The sequence below is a fragment of the Oceanobacillus alkalisoli genome (genome assembly GCF_021556485.1).
Classification (GTDB): Bacteria; Bacillota; Bacilli; order Bacillales; family Amphibacillaceae; genus Oceanobacillus; species Oceanobacillus alkalisoli.
Genome location: NZ_JAKGBW010000003.1, coordinates 1 through 17,900 on the forward strand (window position 1 = coordinate 1; position 17,900 = coordinate 17,900).

At 36.4% G+C, this 17,900-nt stretch carries 17 protein-coding genes; 4 read left to right on the forward strand and 13 right to left on the reverse strand.

Annotated features, from left to right (window positions below):
- Positions 1 to 304 precede the first annotated feature (304 nt).
- Genes LZD48_RS03935 through LZD48_RS03960 form a run of 6 tightly spaced genes read right to left on the reverse strand, consistent with a single transcriptional unit; the run spans position 305 to position 4,876 of the window.
- On the reverse strand, positions 305 to 580 hold the full coding sequence (locus LZD48_RS03935; RefSeq protein WP_235761438.1) for a transposase: 276 nt from the start codon (positions 578 to 580) through the stop codon (positions 305 to 307).
- Between the two features lie 52 nt (positions 581 to 632).
- Positions 633 to 2,165 carry a hypothetical protein gene (locus LZD48_RS03940; protein WP_235761439.1) on the reverse strand — a complete coding sequence of 511 codons (1,533 nt, stop codon included), beginning with the start codon at positions 2,163 to 2,165 and terminating at the stop codon, positions 633 to 635.
- A 40-nt stretch (positions 2,166 to 2,205) separates the two neighbouring features.
- Positions 2,206 to 2,922: an ABC transporter ATP-binding protein gene (locus tag LZD48_RS03945; RefSeq protein ID WP_235761440.1), complete on the reverse strand. Its 717-nt coding sequence runs from the start codon at positions 2,920 to 2,922 to the stop codon at positions 2,206 to 2,208.
- A gap of 27 nt (positions 2,923 to 2,949) precedes the next feature.
- On the reverse strand, positions 2,950 to 3,738 hold the full coding sequence (locus LZD48_RS03950) for a DUF2705 family protein (protein ID WP_235761441.1): 789 nt from the start codon (positions 3,736 to 3,738) through the stop codon (positions 2,950 to 2,952).
- Positions 3,735 to 4,640, reverse strand: coding sequence for an ABC transporter ATP-binding protein (locus LZD48_RS03955; RefSeq protein ID WP_235761442.1), 906 nt, complete (start codon positions 4,638 to 4,640; stop codon positions 3,735 to 3,737). The genes LZD48_RS03950 and LZD48_RS03955 overlap by 4 nt, the downstream gene beginning before the upstream one ends.
- Positions 4,637 to 4,876 (reverse strand): PLD nuclease N-terminal domain-containing protein, encoded by a 240-nt coding sequence (locus LZD48_RS03960; protein WP_235761443.1) that lies wholly within the window; start codon positions 4,874 to 4,876, stop codon positions 4,637 to 4,639. Before LZD48_RS03960 ends, LZD48_RS03955 begins: the two co-directional genes overlap by 4 nt.
- Positions 4,877 to 5,054: 178 nt before the next feature.
- On the opposite strand from LZD48_RS03960, the gene LZD48_RS03965 reads away from it, so the two are divergent.
- Positions 5,055 to 5,597 carry a helix-turn-helix domain-containing protein gene (locus tag LZD48_RS03965; protein ID WP_235761444.1) on the forward strand — a complete coding sequence of 181 codons (543 nt, stop codon included), beginning with the start codon at positions 5,055 to 5,057 and terminating at the stop codon, positions 5,595 to 5,597.
- A gap of 714 nt (positions 5,598 to 6,311) precedes the next feature.
- Here LZD48_RS03965 and ptsG read toward each other — a convergent pair.
- The 3 genes from ptsG to LZD48_RS03980 form a co-directional block, all read right to left on the reverse strand.
- Complete coding sequence (ptsG, locus tag LZD48_RS03970; protein WP_235761445.1) at positions 6,312 to 8,339, reverse strand: glucose-specific PTS transporter subunit IIBC; 2,028 nt, start codon at positions 8,337 to 8,339, stop codon at positions 6,312 to 6,314.
- 172 nt (positions 8,340 to 8,511) lie between these two features.
- Entirely contained in the window at positions 8,512 to 9,351 is an 840-nt protein-coding gene (gene glcT / locus LZD48_RS03975; protein ID WP_255770509.1) for a glucose PTS transporter transcription antiterminator GlcT, read from the reverse strand.
- Between the two features lie 270 nt (positions 9,352 to 9,621).
- On the reverse strand, positions 9,622 to 10,170 hold the full coding sequence (locus LZD48_RS03980; RefSeq protein WP_235761446.1) for a DUF420 domain-containing protein: 549 nt from the start codon (positions 10,168 to 10,170) through the stop codon (positions 9,622 to 9,624).
- A gap of 429 nt (positions 10,171 to 10,599) precedes the next feature.
- On the opposite strand from LZD48_RS03980, the gene LZD48_RS03985 reads away from it, so the two are divergent.
- Positions 10,600 to 11,373 carry a hypothetical protein gene (locus LZD48_RS03985; protein WP_235761447.1) on the forward strand — a complete coding sequence of 258 codons (774 nt, stop codon included), beginning with the start codon at positions 10,600 to 10,602 and terminating at the stop codon, positions 11,371 to 11,373.
- Positions 11,373 to 12,245 (forward strand): DUF3307 domain-containing protein, encoded by an 873-nt coding sequence (locus LZD48_RS03990; RefSeq protein WP_235761448.1) that lies wholly within the window; start codon positions 11,373 to 11,375, stop codon positions 12,243 to 12,245. The genes LZD48_RS03985 and LZD48_RS03990 overlap by 1 nt, the downstream gene beginning before the upstream one ends.
- 400 nt (positions 12,246 to 12,645) lie before the next feature.
- On the opposite strand, the gene LZD48_RS03995 is transcribed toward LZD48_RS03990, so the two are convergent.
- The 4 genes from LZD48_RS03995 to LZD48_RS04010 form a co-directional block, all read right to left on the reverse strand.
- On the reverse strand, positions 12,646 to 12,945 hold the full coding sequence (locus LZD48_RS03995; protein ID WP_235761449.1) for a hypothetical protein: 300 nt from the start codon (positions 12,943 to 12,945) through the stop codon (positions 12,646 to 12,648).
- A gap of 222 nt (positions 12,946 to 13,167) precedes the next feature.
- Positions 13,168 to 13,374 carry a copper chaperone CopZ gene (gene copZ, locus LZD48_RS04000; protein ID WP_235761694.1) on the reverse strand — a complete coding sequence of 69 codons (207 nt, stop codon included), beginning with the start codon at positions 13,372 to 13,374 and terminating at the stop codon, positions 13,168 to 13,170.
- A 75-nt stretch (positions 13,375 to 13,449) separates the two neighbouring features.
- Positions 13,450 to 15,834: a heavy metal translocating P-type ATPase gene (locus tag LZD48_RS04005; protein WP_235761450.1), complete on the reverse strand. Its 2,385-nt coding sequence runs from the start codon at positions 15,832 to 15,834 to the stop codon at positions 13,450 to 13,452.
- A gap of 12 nt (positions 15,835 to 15,846) precedes the next feature.
- Positions 15,847 to 16,149 carry a metal-sensing transcriptional repressor gene (locus tag LZD48_RS04010; RefSeq protein WP_235761451.1) on the reverse strand — a complete coding sequence of 101 codons (303 nt, stop codon included), beginning with the start codon at positions 16,147 to 16,149 and terminating at the stop codon, positions 15,847 to 15,849.
- Between the two features lie 244 nt (positions 16,150 to 16,393).
- On the opposite strand from LZD48_RS04010, the gene LZD48_RS04015 reads away from it, so the two are divergent.
- Positions 16,394 to 17,896 (forward strand): spore germination protein, encoded by a 1,503-nt coding sequence (locus LZD48_RS04015; protein WP_235761452.1) that lies wholly within the window; start codon positions 16,394 to 16,396, stop codon positions 17,894 to 17,896.
- The last annotated feature ends 4 nt before the right edge of the window (positions 17,897 to 17,900 follow it).

Here is a 17,900-nt window from a genome sequence, read left to right on the forward strand (position 1 = left end):
TTGCAATCTGGCTCTTTGAGAATCCTTTTTTCTTTAAACGATGTATCTCTTGGTAAATCATCCACTTTTCCACTCCTTATTTCCTCCCCCTTCGACATACTCCGATTTAAGTATACCGAAAGGGATATGGAATTAGTAAACCGTTTAGTCTTAATTGGTGAAAACTGTTTACTCTTATTTGTGGAAAACTGTTGAGTCTAGTTTAGCAGTTACAAATAGGCAAATTGCCTTTTATTAACTGATAAGAGGAACCGAAAAAGGCACTTTCTGATGATATTAAAGTAAACAACGGTAACTTTCTATATTAACCATTTTTGGTAAAGACATACATTGCCTTTTTAAGGATTTCATTTTCCTCCCTCAATTCTTGAATAATTTTATCTTTTTCATCGTCTAGGCATGAGGTGCCCTTACCTACGTCCGAAAGCTTTTCATCTCTCTCCTCCTTATAAGTATTGACCCAGTTTCGTAAGGTTTGTATAGAAACATCAAACTCCTCTGCTAATTGTTTAGGCTTTTTTCCTTCTTCTACTACTAATCGAGCAGCATACATTTTAAAATCCTTATCATGGTGTCCCATAAATGTACTCTCCTTTTACAATTTATTCAACAATTTACATATGTTAGTAATTTTATAGTGTTACTCTTAATTTTTTTACCAGTATATATATTGTCACTAGAACAACCAGTAGTATGATAAAAGAGACTAATAAAGAATGTATGTTAAGCCAAATGAAGCCAACATGCAGAATGGCAATAATAATTAAGAGTGGCAGTCCATAAAGTAAACTAATTAATACATTCGGATTCGATTTAGCCGCTTCAGACGGATTGACCCAATCAGTTAATGGTTTTTTACTATCAAAAAGCGGTGTTAACAAGTTGTAGCAGAACACTAAACCGGCTATAATCATTAGCATAACAACAGTTTCAAGTCTCCAATAGCCAAATACCGCAAATAAAATAAAGCTTAAGAGAACGGCTATTAAACTCATTGTTGACGCGATGATCACTTTAGAAAGGTACACGTAGCTTGAATTAAACGGGTTATATTTTAATAAGTCATGGTATTTCCCCTCCCTAGAGTAAGGCGTCCCACTAATATTGTTAATGCAACAAAGAAATAAAACCAGATACGAAAAGTATTTATCAAGAACCCCTTCTTCTGTTATATTTAGAGTTGCTGGAAAAACATCATATTGAATCAGGATTAAGAAAATCAATGAAATAACCGGTGGCAGTAATATTCCTAAAATAACCTGCATTTTAAAGTAAGCCTCTGACTTTATAACCCATACCTCTCTTTGCAAATAGTTAGTCCACTGATTTTCAGTAATATGAACACTCGATCCTTGCAAGTTCGTTTGAACAGCACTCTCATGTATACCATTTTTGTAGTAGTTAATGGATGTATTATAAATAGTGACAAAGTAAAATAGAGTACTTATTAGAATTAAGAAAATAGTAATCAATATAAATGGAATCGAGATGTCATTCGATGTAAATTGTTCAATGATTTCCCTGAGTAATGGAATTTCCATAACATTTTCAAAGAGATAATGGAGTATCGAATGAATCAAATTGATCAAGCCAGCCATTGATTCCAAACCCGTGATTTCAAATAATTCAACTATGTTTTTATTTTTTGAAAATGATGCATATAGTGCTATAGATGCAATGGGAAATAACGACATCAATATAAAATTTGTCATTAAATAAGATGTTTTATTTTTATATTTATAGTAAAACGTACTTACAAATGATAACACAAATAACAACGATAAGATGATGAATCCATTAATGATTGGCATAAGAATAATCAACTTAGCGATTTCTATCATCTTCAGATCAATGATTAACAGTATGAGCGCTGGTACCTGGATGATTAATGACAGGATTAGAGGTACCAATATACTGCTAATCAATTTAGCTGTTGAAATTTTTTTGTACGATATGGGATGAGACGCTAATGCTGGAAATTCTTTGAAAGAAAAGAATTGTATGGTCGACAGGTAACAAGTTAGGGCATAGATGAGAATACTTGAAATGGCTAAATTATAAAACATAAACAGATGAGTATCTGCAATGAGATAAATGGATATATCAACGACAGCAAGCTGGAAAAACATATAGAATAAGGCTATTAATAAAACAACCTGCAACATCTGTTGTTTTGGTTTTTTATAAAAAGATGAAATAAAAAATTTAGTAAGGTTGAGTGTCTCTTTCATAAATTTGCGCCTCCATGAAGATAGACTCTAATGAACTATCACCAATTATATTTTTCACTTTATCATGTAAAATAATTTTACCGTCTTTTAAAATAGCTATAGTATCACAAATTTTTTCTGCGACATCTAATAGATGAGTTGAAAAGAATATCGTCCCACCCCGTTCAACATACTTTTTAATCTCTTCCTTAAAACTGACAACGGCACTTGGATCTAACCCATTTATGGGTTCATCCATAATTATAATTGGAGGATTGATTGTAAAAGCCGCAATCAAAGACATTTTGTGCAACATCCCATATGAATAAGTTCCCATTGATTTTTTAATCGAATCCTCCATATCAAATACCTTTATATATTCATCCAACTTTTCGTTATCCTCGATATTAAATAAACTCATCAAAAAAAGTATCCAATCGTAACCTGGAACATTGTTAAACACATGGATTGTATCTGGAATGTAAAAGAACTGCTTTTTGTATTCCAGACCCGACTTATTAGTCAAGCCATTGATACTAACCGCTCCTTTATCACAATCTAAAATACCCGTTATGATATTTAGTGTTGTTGTTTTTCCGGCTCCGTTTCCCCCTACGAAACCTAAAATTTCTCCCTTCTGAATGTGTAAATTCACGCCATTCAATACCTTTTTGTTTGGATAGCTTTTTTCGAGCTCTGAAATACTTAACACAATCATCACCTCTTCATTTTCACTAAATTAATCAATTCGATACTTTTTTCTAGAGATCCAAGTATTTGATATGTTTATGGCTAACGCGGACAAAATTAAAGTGATTAAAATACTCCAAAAAACATTCGAATTCAATACTCCTCCGACTAATAGTTCCATTCCGTATGTGCTCATGCTCGCTGGATTTATAGTATCCAGAAATGGATTTAAACCAACGATTACTCGACAACCCAATAGAATGGCGATAGATAGTAAAGCAATAACTCCCTGACTATTGAAAATAGTACTAATCATTGTTGTAAATGAAACAATAAACAAAACCCATAGCAAGTATAATAGTAATGCTATACTTAAATCTTCCAAAGGGATTCCCGTAAACAAAAATTGAGTATAAATATATGAAACAATATATCCTACTGCTACACTAAAAGCGATAAATACATAGTGTGAGAAGACCTTCCCACTAAGATATGAGCCAACCTTGACAGGCCTTGTAAGAATAAAAGCTAACATCCCACTCGCTTTATCTGATTGTACAATTCCCATCAACGAAATTACGATAATCATAACCCCTAACTGATCAAATTGAGACCCCAATGTACTAGCAAGAACTTCACCTCCGCTTTGTGCCATCATACTAGGATCTATAGAAATCCCCTGTCCTCCACCAAGCATTTCTAAGATGGAGGGCATGTAATAACTAACAACAGGTTGAGTGATACCTAAGAAAATAAAGACAAGTGGAAACCAAACAAGCTTGATTTCACGTACCAATTGAATAAGTTCTTTCTTTACTAACACGGTAAACTGATTCATTTGTCCACCACCAACTTCAAGAATATTTCCTCAAGAGATTCACTATCTATTTTAAACTGAACAAGGTTTACATTATTTTTTAAAGCATTCTTCAGTAACATATCCTTGTTTAAACCAATATTATCCACTTCCACTTTGACTCTATTTCCAGTTAAATCCACATTCTTCACATAATCAAACGCTCCAATCTCCCTTACCCAATCTTTCACCTTTTCAGTAATTTCAAAGTAAAGTTTATCTTTATTATTTCTTTTTAAGAGGTCAATCATTGTCGCATCTTCTATTTTCCTCCCATCTTTTATAATGACAAATCTTTCACATATTTCTTCTGCATCCCCCAATATATGAGTCGATAATAGAATCGTTGTTTCTTCCTTAATTTCATTAATAATGTTTAATACTTCTCTTCTGCCAATGGGATCCAAAGATGATACGGGTTCATCCATTAATATTAAAGAAGGCTTATGTAATAAAGCCTGAGCAATACCGAGCCTTTGTTTCATTCCACCAGAAAACGTTCCAACCTTAGAATTCTCTTCTCCACTTAAACCTACTTTTGATAAAACCCATGGAATCCCCCTTTCCAAATCATTTTTTCCAATATCAGATAATCTTCCCATAAAGTTTAGCGTTTCATTGGCAGTCATCCATGGGAAAAAATTAGGGTACTGCGGCAAATAACCAATTTCCTTTTTCATTTTCGAAATGTTTTTCCCGTTTAGTAATACTTCTCCTTGATCAGGGTTCATAATATCTGAAATAAGTTTTATGAGGGTCGATTTTCCTGCTCCATTTGGACCTGCTAAAGCAACACATTCACCACTTTGAATCTCCATCGAAAAATGATTAACTGCTGTTTTAGTTTTAAATGACTTTGTGACATTTTTAATTTCTAGCTTCATCTTCCACCACTTTCCTTTCTTCCGATAACAAAGTACAATATCGAACCAATTGTATTAGCAAAAATAATAATAAGTGCCCACATTAAAACATTTTCTCTTCTTTCACGATGTCTATAAAGATCAATCAGCGCAGTTAAAACTAAAATGAGTCCAATCGCCACTATTGGTAAAATAATGGGAAGAAAAGCCACGATATCAAATTCACTTAAATCGTCTAGTCCATAATGTAATTTCATGAGTAGTCACTCCCTTATTCATTATCATTATCAATAATAATAACACAAAGTATAAAATAATACATCAATTTTTTAAAAATTATTGTTTTTTTTTCATTATTAATTATAATAATAGTTACTATACTATTTCTTAACAAGAGTATTCTTACTTAGATAAATCTATAGGAGAGATAAACCAATGACGAATAAAGTTGACATATTAATGCATCCAGTTCGAATAAAAATTTCTCAAGTTTTAATGAGGAACAAGGAAAATGGGTTAAGTCCACGGGAAATGCTTAAAAGTATTAAAGATGTTCCACAAGCAACACTTTATCGGCACATACAAGTATTGTTAGATGCTGGGATTATACGAGTTTTAAAGGAAAAAAAGGTCAGATCTGTATCTGAAAAGTATTATATATTAAATGCAGAGCAGGCACGCCTGAGCAGTGATGATTGGAAAAAAGCATCCTTAGATGAAAAAATAAACTACTATTCTTACTACCAATTATCACTGTTAAATCAATATAAAACCTATTTAACCAACTTAGAAAACGATAATTCTGAAGATGGTTCCACATTCTCAATCGTAGAATTAAATCTGGATGATGATAAATTCAAGGACTTTCAAGTGGAACTTAACAATCTGATGCTGAAATATTACAATGATACAAGTAAAAACAGTGAAAAACATGTACCAATTCGAACAATCGGTGTGACTATTATTCCGGATTCTTAAAATAATGAAGCAGCATATGAGCAAAATTCATTTAAACATTGCTGGTGCATGACAATCAAGCATTTTATACAGTTAATATGTCCCATCTAAATATCATACGCTTAATAACTTTTACGAACTATAGATTGGCGGATTTCCATATTACCCGCCAATCAATGTAATTGTAAGAGGGTACTATCTAGAAATCTCACATCCTCTCAAATTTATCGCTTACTTTTTTGTGAACATATCCATTTAAATTTTTGCCCACTTCTTCTCTTTTGTTCGTTATAAAGTGTATAACCCCCGATGTTTTTCTCATATTAATTTTAATTGTTCATTAAATAGAACGACATAAGAACGGGCAATAGCTTAAATAAAACAAAGATACTAGAACGAAATGACAAGTTTACAAGTGATGACTCTTTGTTGATAGAATTTCTCGGTGAGTTGATCGTTGCCTCTTAACCAGTAAGTTAGAATGGAATTATAATGTATAACGTGATTATTAAAAGGAATGTAGTACAAAATTCGGATTGTAAAAGCTTACAGCGGTAATCAAGTGCTAAATAAACCATTTATCTAATTACAAGTTGGAATGCTTTAAAATAATCGGAAGTGGTGATCTGCACCCTAAAGCAGTTATCCCCCAGCCTTCGCTTATCTTCCAATGCGTGCAAAAAAACCCGCTTTGTTATCTAATACAAAGCGGGGTTACCATACATGTTTTACATATTACTGGATCTTAATAATTTCTTCGTCACCAATTTCTACATTACCTTGTTTCGTTAAGCTGACAGTTTCACCTTCTTTTAAGTTTGTAAAAATGATTGGTGTCATAATCGATGGTGCATTTTCTTTTACATAACTTAAATCAACATTTAATAAAGGCTGTCCTACTTTGACTTCATCATCTTGCGCCACAAGTGCTTCAAAGCCCTCACCTTCCAATTTCACCGTATCGATTCCAAAGTGAATCAATATTTCACGGCCAGACTCTGATTCAATGCCAATTGCATGTTTGGTTGGGAAGAGGTTAACAATTTTCCCGTTCACAGGTGAAACGATTGTCCCATGTGTTGGTAGAATTGCAAAACCATCACCCATCATTTTTCCTGCAAATACAGGGTCAGGTACGTCTGTAATTGGTTTGATTTCACCCGTCATTGGGGAAACAAATGAATCATCCTGTACCGAGTTATTCGAGCTAGTCTCTGTTTTCTTTTGTTCTTCTTCTACTTGTGGCGTTTTACCTGCCATAATATCTTGCATTTGACCTTTAATTATCTCTGAACGCGGACCGAAAATAGCTTGTATGTTCTCTCCAACTTCTAATACACCAGAAGCACCAAGCTTTTTCAAGCGATCTTTGTCGACTTCACTTTGATTGTTAACAGATACGCGAAGTCTTGTAATACATGCATCTAAATGGGCAATGTTCTCTTTTCCACCCATTGCTTCAAGTACCTGGGCAGGTAAACTATTTTGATCAATAGCAGTACCTTCATTCCCGTCTTCACCATTAACCGCTTCACGTCCAGGTGTCTTCAGATTAAACTTTTGAATCATAAAACGGAAAATGACATAATAAATCACTGCAAACACAAGACCTGCAATAACCGCTAACCACCAAGGTTCCTGACCTGGCAAGATTCCAAATAGTAAGAAGTCTATTCCCCCGCCAGAGAAAGTGTAACCAATATTTACACTAAGGTATGTCATAAGCATAAAGGACAGTCCATCCAGGATTGCATGGATTAGAAACAGGATTGGTGATAAGAACATAAATGAAAACTCAAGTGGTTCTGTGATTCCCGTTAGGAATGAAGTTAACGCACCAGAACCGAGTAAACCAGCAACTAATTTTTTTCTTTCCGGACGTGCTGCATGATACATTGCTAACGCTGCAGCTGGAAGTCCAAACATCATAATCGGGAATTCACCAGCCATGAAATTACCAGCTGTTATTTCAACACCATCTCTTAGCTGGGCAAAGAAAATAGTCATATCTCCTCTAACTATCTCTCCAGCAGCCGTTGTATAGCTTCCAAATTCATACCAGAATGGCGCATGGAATATATGATGCAAACCAAATGGAATCAATAAACGCTTAATAAAACCAAACGCAAAAACGGCGAGATATGTTCCTTCTTCAATTAACCAAAGGGACGCGCTGTTCATTGCTTCTTGAACAGGTGGCCAAACTAGCAACATCAGCAAACCTGCAATGAATGAAAAGGCTGCTGTCATAATCGGAACGAATCGTTTACCAGCAAAGAATCCTAAGAAAGACGGCATCTCTATATCATGATAGCGATTATAAGCATAAGCAGCTATTAAACCGATTATAATCCCGCCAAAAACTCCTGTTTGTAATGTCGGGATTCCGAGAACACTAGCAAATCCCGGTTCTGATGCAACCTTGTCGGCAGATAGCCCTAACCATGATCCCATCACCTGGTTCATTACGAGATATCCAACTAACGCAGCAAGCGCTGCAGCGCCGTCACCCGCGAGTCCAATTGCAACCCCGACCGCGAAGATAAGTGCCAGGTTAGCAAATATAATATCACCTGCGTCCTCCATCACCCGAGCACTTAATTGTATCCAATCCGCATCAAGAAACGGCAAAAGCTGTAACATTGCATCCTGTTGCGCGGCATTTCCTAGCCCTAACAGTAAACCAGCTGCTGGCAGCATCGCCACCGGAAGCATCAATGCTTTACCAAGCTTCTGTAAAACACCAAAAAACTTTTTCCACATTTTCTTACTCCTCCAATATTTTTTTAATCGAAGCTAATAAAAACGAAATAAAAAAACAGGCATAAGTTTAGAAGACATTGAAAAGAAGCATGGAGATTCCCCATGTTAAGTCTCTTCAATTATCTTTCATACTTATGCCTGCCTAATCCAGTAACACGTACAGATATAATTGCTATTCATATTTTTTTAAACGTTGAAGATGCATCGTTAAATAAACCGCTTCTGCATCATATACCTTTTTCTTCAAAAATTCTTGCATAACTTTTATTAGCTTCCAAGCTAGATTATAGCATAATGGATATTCATATTTCAACAGCTGGGCAATTTTTTCTGGTTCTTGCACTTTTTCCCCTTGCACAACACGTTCAATCGTAAACCGCAAATGTCGGACAAGCCGCATATAATCCAGGCTTTCCTTATCGAGCTCAAGTTCAAAGTCACTTTCAATAAAATGAATTAATTTTGTAACAAGCTGTGAATGTCTATTTACCTCTCCTAGCTCTTTATTCATTAACGCACTATGTATGTGAAGTGTGATGAATCCAATTTCATCTTTCGGTAAGTAAATGCCTGTCTTTTCCCCAATTATTTCCACTGCATCTTTTGCTAATCCCTGCTCAAAGGGATAAAGAGTGACCGTTTCAGTTAAAAATGGATTAACAATTGTATGTCCACTTCGAACCCGCTCCATCGCAAGTAAAAGGTGGTCTGTTAAACCGATATGGATATGTTCATTTAACTTGCCTGACACTCGTTCACTAATATGGCCAATCGCTTCGATAATCGCACTTTGCCATGCTTCATCAATTTGCGGCAGCAGCTTTTTATATTGTTCTTGTTCTTTTTCATTTTTTAAAACAAATAGTTTTTCCGCTTGTGCTGCTGAGAGGGAATCCCCCTCTTTTCGATTAAAGCCAATTCCTTTCCCTATTACAATGACCTCTCCCTCATCAGGATGTTCAGCCATGACGACATTATTATTTAGAGCTTTAACGATTGTTATCGCTGCCAATGTATTTCCTCCTAAAAACGTACCGTATCTTGCAGTAAGATCCTTGCTGTTTTAATTTTTCCTGCCGATCAACCATAATAATTTACGCCCTTCTATTATATATAATTACAATCAATGAAAGTCAACTTAATACTTTATTTCAAGCAAGTTTTTGATGTGTATAGTTGTAATTACTGAAGTAAACCATCCAAAGTTTCTATTTCTTAACATAAAAATAGGAAACCAGAAAAAAATGGTTTCCCTACCTTATAAATATGAGATTACCTATGCTTAATAATATGGTGATATCATTAAATAGACCAATACTCCAGTAAGGCTCACATATAACCAGAGTGGCATTGTCCAGCGTGCAATTTTCTTATGCTTTTCCACTTGCATATTCAAACCTCTGCCAAGTGTGATCAGAGCAAGCGGCACGATTAAGGCAGCAAGTATAATGTGCGTGATGAGTATAAAATAATAAATGTACATCAGCAGGCCATCTCCGCCGTAACTAGTAGATGCAGCCATTGAGTGATACGTTAAATATGAGATACAGAATAAAAAGGTCGTTGCAAAAGCAGCGATGATGAATCTGCGATGTAATGTAATGTTTTTCTTTTTAATCATAACTAACGCAATCAATAAAAAGATAAAGGTAAAGCTGTTGAATATAGCATTCAGCATCGGTAATACCGTTAATTCGATTCCCCATATTGTACCACCTGGGATTTCCGGCAAGAAATATGTTGCCACTATAACTCCTACTACCACGATAGATAGTAACCAAATCAGCGGATTATAATTTCGCTGTTTAGCGTTGTTGATACCATTATTCATATGTTTTCTCCACTCCTATATAAAATCCCTTATAATAATCATAAGAAAAATAGTTGTAAAGAGCAATATAGAAAGTGGCTCGTTTGCTTTATAAACGGAAAATGTCATTTTTTAGACAAAATTTAAAGTCGATCGCCTTAATAAAAGAGGTGCGTTCTAGTTAAGAACAGTGCCTCTTTTATTCCCCTAGGCCTCACCTAAATAGACACTTAATATAGTCTTGTAATTTTTTACGTTAAAGTCAGAAAAACCTTAAATACTAGAAAACTGTGGAGGCTTGAAAGTAGGCTATTCTCCTTTTCAAGAAGCAGTTTTGTTAGAGTAAAAACTCTTACTTATACGGAGTTTGACTAAAGCATCGAACTCATGGTATGTTCGGTTATATAATCGAATTCATATACGATTAAGAGGAAAAGGAGCTGATTATTCATGGAAAATCAAGTTTCAGTATTCATCATGGATGTAAGCAATTCTTCTAAGGAAGACATTGGAAATGAATTGAGTGAATACCTCCAAGAGTTGCAGATTAGCATCGCTTACTGGACACAATATATTACAACAACAAAGGTTGCACACCGAGCTGGTGATGAATTAGTCGTTGTTAGTAATGGATTTGCATCTGCATATATACTCGCTTTCTATTTAAGTCGTATTTGGAAATACACAGACCATCCACCTTATTTCGGTCTCTCATTTGGCAATATCGAAGGGGAACTAAACAATCTAAACATCGAAACGTGGATTCACCCATTAATGAAACAAGCGAGATTAGCTAATGATTTCCTTAAAAATCAACAAAACAGAATGCAATTTCATTTTGAACTAGCTGGGGCCAAAGAGGCAAGTGGGTTCGAAGTTTATAGTAGCGAGTTCGCAACACTATTAAATACAAGTTTACTTTTACAACAAGAGCAAATAAACGAACAAACTGAGATACAGTCCCTCGTCTGTTCACTTTATTTAATGCTCGGCCAACAAAACAAAGTCAGCGAATATCTCGGCAGGACGAAGTCTACTATATCGAGTCATATGAAAAATGGCAAGACGGATGTCATTTTAGATACGTTTTATAATATTGTAGATGTGTTAAATTCATTGGAAATGGAACCGGTTGGTGATCGAACTGAGGAACTTCAACTCAATATTAGACAAAACGTAAACAACCGTTTACATGTATATTTACCTAAAGAAAGGAGAGTTTAATGGCTGTATTATTGCTGTTACTTGCCCACTTAATTGCTGATTTCTGGCTGCAGACAGATCAAATGGTTAAGGATAAACTAAAATACTTAAAGAAGCATTTTCTCCATCATTTACTGGTCTCGGGAATAGCGCTAGCCATTATCTGGGTCTATCTATTTGAATTTAAACATATCATTCACTATTTTGTTCTGCCCCTATCTTTTATTGTTATCACACACCTACTAATTGATTTACTGAAAATAAAACTAATAGACTCGATTAAGAGTACGAGAACAGATAATATGAAAAGAGTGGTTTTTTTCTTGATGAACCAAGTCTTACATGTGGTAATCATACTGTTATCCTGCACACTCTTCTTTCACATTAGTATTCCGGATATGACTGCAAGTTTTAAAGAGTTATCTGGAACAAGTAGTTTACATCTTGTTAATACGGTTTTATTTATTATTATAGTTTATATTTTAGCCACAAGTGTCAGTGGACACATTGTGAAAAACATTGTTGGTTCATTGCCATCGGAATTTGCGAACTTTGAAGGAGAATTGACATTACGTAATAAAATGATTGATGGAATCGAGAGAGATCAACCAAAGACAGAAAATAGCTTTACCGGGGAATACCACTATTTCACCTACTCTTCCCCAACCCGCTCTCGTGGAAAGCTAATCGGCTATATTGAAAGATTACTTGTTATCGTCCTAACTGTAATAGGCGCATACCCGTCCATCGCTATTATTATCGCCGCCAAATTCATCGCCCGCTTCAAACAGCTAGATGATCGCAACTGGGCGGAATATTTCTTGTTGGGTACTTTATCCTCTATCTTTCTTGGGTTAGTACTTGGTCTTATTGTTCAAGGTGTTCTTATGTAAGAAGCAAGAACCAACTAATATGTTTTTTAAAACTTTAAAAAGCAGCCCGAGTTAGACTTAGTAAAATATTACGACTCCTATGGATCATGCCCCTTACTGGGTTATACTCACAAAAAGTTTCGCTTCATCACTAAAATCATCAAGGGCTGCTTTTCAATTTAAGTTTAGTTTATGATATTGCTTTTATGTCAAGAGGTTTTCATTATTCTTTATTAGTAGCTCTTGCACCTTTCCAGCGATATAGTTTCTTAACAAGAAAAGTTCAGCTTCATCAAAAGGCTAGCTATCTTTTCCATCTGCACCTACAAAGTTATCATCTATAATTTCTTTAATCCTTTCTTTCAATTTAAAGATAAAGGTCTTTATTTCGGTAGCACACGATCTCCAATCATCACTCATTTTAAAACTCCTGACACTTTTTTACTAATTTGTCTCTATCCAATATAAGTTTATGGATTGCTCCAATTATTACATCCGGTCTATCGAGATGAATCATATGGCTTGACGTAGTTGCAAATATCAATTCACTGTTCTTGCTCAGTTTAGCTTGCTGCTTGATCAACTCTTGCCACTTCTCTTCCAATAAGCGTAATTCCGCTTCCGGTTCACCCTCCATCATTCCTAACCTGATGTTATACTCTTTATCCCGACCAATAACAACTAGAGGAATTTGTGGGAATTTCCCTAAGTTCTTAATCATATCAGCATCTTGTTTCCAATTATTTATTTCAGAATGCATCGTTCTATACATAAAAGGATTGGTATAAAAATCTAATAAAAGTTTTTGAAAGTGAAGTGATCAATTGAGGGGGCAGCAAATCATTAGTGGCTTCATCCCCTATATTGATAGGATTGATTTCCAAAGATTTTCTCTTCCTTATTAAAAAAACTGGATTTCATTACCTGAAATCCAGCTTTTATATTATGCTATGTCGTATCCTTGATCTTCAATTGCTTCTTTCATAGCAGGTACATTTACTTTGGAGTCATCAAAAGTGACATCTACTTGACCGGCATCTAAATTGACTTCAGCGTCTGTTACGCCGTCCAATTTTTTCAACGCACCTTCTACTGACATTTTACAATGGCCACATGTCATGCCTTGTACGTTTAACGTTTCTTTCATAATCATTTTCACCTCCTTTAAATTGAGCTGTTTTATCGTGCGGGGTGAAGAAAAATCCCCACTGATTGAAGTTTCACTTTATAATTTCACTCTCTTCAAGCGAAGTGAATTCGTAACAACACTTACGGAACTTAAAGCCATTGCGGCTCCCGCAATCCATGGAGCAAGCAGTCCGATTGCTGCAATTGGGATTCCGGCAGTATTATATCCGAATGCCCAGAATAGGTTTTGTCTGATGTTTTTAATCGTTTTATGGCTGATCTTGATCGCTTTAGGGATGAGCAATAGCTCTCCTCCCAGAATCGTTACGTCAGCGGCTTCAATAGCCACTTCAGTTCCCGTTCCAATCGCAATTCCGATATCAGCTACAGCAAGCGCTGGAGCGTCATTAATTCCGTCTCCAACCATCGCTACCTTCTTATCTTCAGCTTGAAGTTCTTCTATCTTCTCAGCCTTTTCTTCCGGTAACACTTGAGCGATGACCTTGCTGATGCCTACTTGTTTAGCTATTGCTTCAGCAGTTCGTTCGTTATCTCCTGTAAGCATGATAACTTCCAGTCCCTGGTTTTTCAGCTCTTTAATTGCATCTTTGGCAGTTTCTTTAACGGTATCCGCAACCGCAACAATACCACGGTATACACCATTGACTGCAATTAACATCGCTGTCTTGCCTTCGTTTTCCAATTGCACCATTTCTTGATCTGCATTCTTGATTTCAACTTGATTATCCTGCATCAGCTTTCGGTTACCAACAAGGATTTCTTGTTTGGAAATAACGGTTTTTATACCGTGCCCCGGTATTGCTGTGAAATCATCTACATTAAGAAATTCAATATCATTTTCTGTAGCATAGGCAACGATAGCTTCTGCAAGTGGATGTTCAGAACCTTTTTCCGCACTTGCAAGCAGCTGTAATGTTTCCGTGTCACCTGTAAAGTTCGTAACTTCTGGTTTTCCTTTTGTAATGGTTCCTGTTTTATCTAAGACGATTGCATTTAGTTCATGTGTACGTTCGAGATGTTCTCCACCTTTAAAGAGAATTCCACTCTCAGCTGCTTTCCCTGTTCCAACCATAATGGAAGTTGGTGTCGCAAGGCCTAAAGCACATGGGCAAGCAATAACGAGAACAGCGATAGAAACAATCAAAGCCGGTTCAACTTGACCGGGCTGGACAAACAGCATCCAAATGGAAAACGTCAATATTGCTATGACGACGACAATCGGTACAAAATAACCGGAAATAACGTCTGCGAGACGCTGAATTGGAGCTTTTGACCCTTGTGCATCCTCTACTACTTTAACGATTGATGCAAGTGCCGTATCCTTACCTACTTTGGTGGCTTCCATTTCGATCGTACCATTTTTATTGATTGTTGCCCCGATAACGTCAGCATCTATTCCTTTTTCAATTGGGATAGATTCTCCGGTAATCATTGATTCGTCAACAGAGGTTCGTCCTTTTACTACGGTACCATCCACGGGTATCTTCTCTCCGGGCTTTACAACTAAACGGTCACCAACTGTGACTTCTTCCACTGGAATCATTGTTTCGACTCCATCTCTCAGTACACGAGCCTCTTTTGCCTGCAGATTAAGCAAGGAAGAGAGTGCGTTCGTCGTCTGACTCTTCGCCCGAGCTTCCAAATATTTACCGAACAGGATGAGCGTAATAATCACCGCACTTGTTTCAAAATATAAATGCGGTTCATACGCTGGATTACCGATTGTGCTGATACCTTCATATAAACTATAGAAATAAGCAGCACTTGTACCTAAAGCAACCAGTACATCCATGTTTGCTCCGCCACTTCTCAAGCTTCTATAGGCTCCGGTGTAAAATTGCCAGCCGATAATGAATTGAACGGGTGTAGCGATTGCAAATTGAAACCACGGATTCATGAAGATTGCCGGGATTGTCATATTGAATAAATGGACGAACATTGTGATAAGCAATGGTGCTGTAAGTATTGCTGAAATAATCAGCTTTGTCTTCATGCTTTTGAGTTCTTTTTCTTTATGACTTTGTTTCTCTTCTGCTTCCGCTTTCGGTTTAGCGTCGTAACCTAAATTTTTAACTTTTCCGATTAGAGCATCGGTATCGACCAAGGCTGGGTTATATTCAACAACCGCTGTTTCCGTTGATAAATTAACTGTCGCAAGCTTCACTCCGTCTTGTTTATTCAATATTTTTTCAATTCGATTGGAGCAGGCTGCACAGGTCATCCCGAATACGTCCAGCTCTGTTTTATCAGTCAGAACACCGTAACCGATATTCTCGATTTTTTTCGTAATATCTTCTATCGACGTCTTATCTGCGTCATAATCAAGTGTTGCCTTTTCCGTCGTTAAATTAACCTGTGCCTCTACCCCATCCATCTTGTTCAATACCTTTTCAACACGGTTGGAACAAGCCGCGCAGGTCATGCCTGTTATGCCAATGGTTGCATGATTTCTCTCCCTCATGGTCATTCCTCCTTACTTGGAAAATTGCTTTAAGACACCCATTAATTCCTCAATCGTTTCTTTTCCTTCACCTTGCTGGATTGCATCTGTGACGCAATGATTAATATGTCGTTCTGTAACAGCGAAGCCTACATTTTTCAGGGCGGACTGGATTGCACTAATTTGCACTAAAATATCCATACAATAGCGATCTTCCTCCACCATTTTTTGCACGCCGCGTACTTGACCTTCGATACGCTTTAAGCGATTAATAACCTTATCTATTTCATTCTGTGTTCTTGGTTTTCTTGGGTGATCATGTAAAAACTTATCCAAATGAATCACATCCTTTTCCTTTTCTAACCACATCATACCCCCGTATGGTATGGTTGTCAAATGAAAATTATACTTGTTTTAAATTAACGTGTTATACGTTTCTCCTTCAATCGCTCGTTTTATCGTAGTTTATGCCTCCACCATATTCGTATTAAGTTTTTTGATTAAAGATAAGAAAATATAGGATAAATTCAGTTGACTTATCCATACTAAAAAAGACTAGCTAGACAGATGGAGGTCACGTATGCGCCCTGTAAAGAAACAAGCAAATCAAGTAGATTTTCCGCTTTCTATAGATGGATTGAAAAACAAACTGGAAACAGAGATTCTTAATAGTCAGGATCTAAGTTTCACGGTTTATAAACAAGAAAATAAGCAGATTGCTGTTTTTTACATCCCCTATCTCGTTGATCTCGCTAAAATCGAGCAACAGGTGTTAAGTAAACTATTGGATGTGCAGATAGATTGGACAATGGATTCGATATTAAGTGAGATACCGCTTTCTTCAGGTGAAGCGTTTTACGATGTCAAGACGATTATAGATAAACTTATTAATGGTTACATTGGCCTTTATGGCGAATATGAAAATGCGATTATTATGTACGAAATTGGCAAGGCAGAAAAACGTCAACTGGAAAAAGCTGAAACCGAATCGATGGTCATCGGTCCACAGATTGCCTTTACGGAATCACTTACGAGTAATATGAATGTCATCAACTGGCGAATGAATACACCAGACCTTGCAATGGAAAAAGTTGAAGTCGGAAAAAGAAATCCCAAAGAAACAAGAATAATATATCTAAAATCTGTCGCAAATGAAACTGACGTTAATACAATGAGACAACGATTAACAGATCTTGATGTCGATATGATTGAAGACATTCAAATGCTTAAACAATTTATTTTAGATTCCTCCACTTCTGTTTTCCCGCAATTTGTAGCCTCAGAATTGGTGGATCGTTCCATGTATGCAATAAAACAAGGGAAAATTATTGTTCTTGTTGAAGATAGTCCTTCAGCCTTTATCGCACCTTCGACACTGTTTAGTTTCTTTGAATCCACAGAAGACCGTTATTTTCATTGGGGATTAAGTACGTTTGTTCGCTTTCTCCGTTTTCTTGCAGCATTTGTTACTTTATTGTTAACACCGATGTATGTCGTTGCAACTACATATCACTATGAACTCATTCCATCCCAGCTCTTAGTTTCACTCGGTGAGTCTCGGGCTATCGTGCCTTTTCCACCCCTCATCGAAGTACTCCTGATTGAACTCGTAATTGAACTATTACGGGAAGCTGGAGCAAGGCTGCCCACTAAAGTTGGACAGACAATTGGTATTGTTGGTGGTGTGGTTGTTGGGACTGCTGCGGTCCAAGCTGGAATTACAAGCAATATCCTGATTATCTTAGTAACCATGAGTGCTTTAGCATCCTATGCAACACCTAGTTATGTCATGGGTAATACAATTCGATTTGTTCGTTTCCCATTGTTTATTCTTGCAGGTTTTTATGGAATTATCGGGCTGATGTTTGGTATTTGTTTGTTAGTCATCCATTTAGTCCGTTTAGAGTCATTAGGCAGACCTTATCTCTCACCACTTTATCCACTCCGGCTTGCAGATTTTAACAAGGCCTTTTTCCGTCTGCCAAAGCAAATGCAAAATGAACGATTTTTATCGTATCGTCTAAAAGATAAACAGTTATTTAACAAAGAGGAAGCTACGGAAAGAAGAGATATTGATGAGTAGGGAT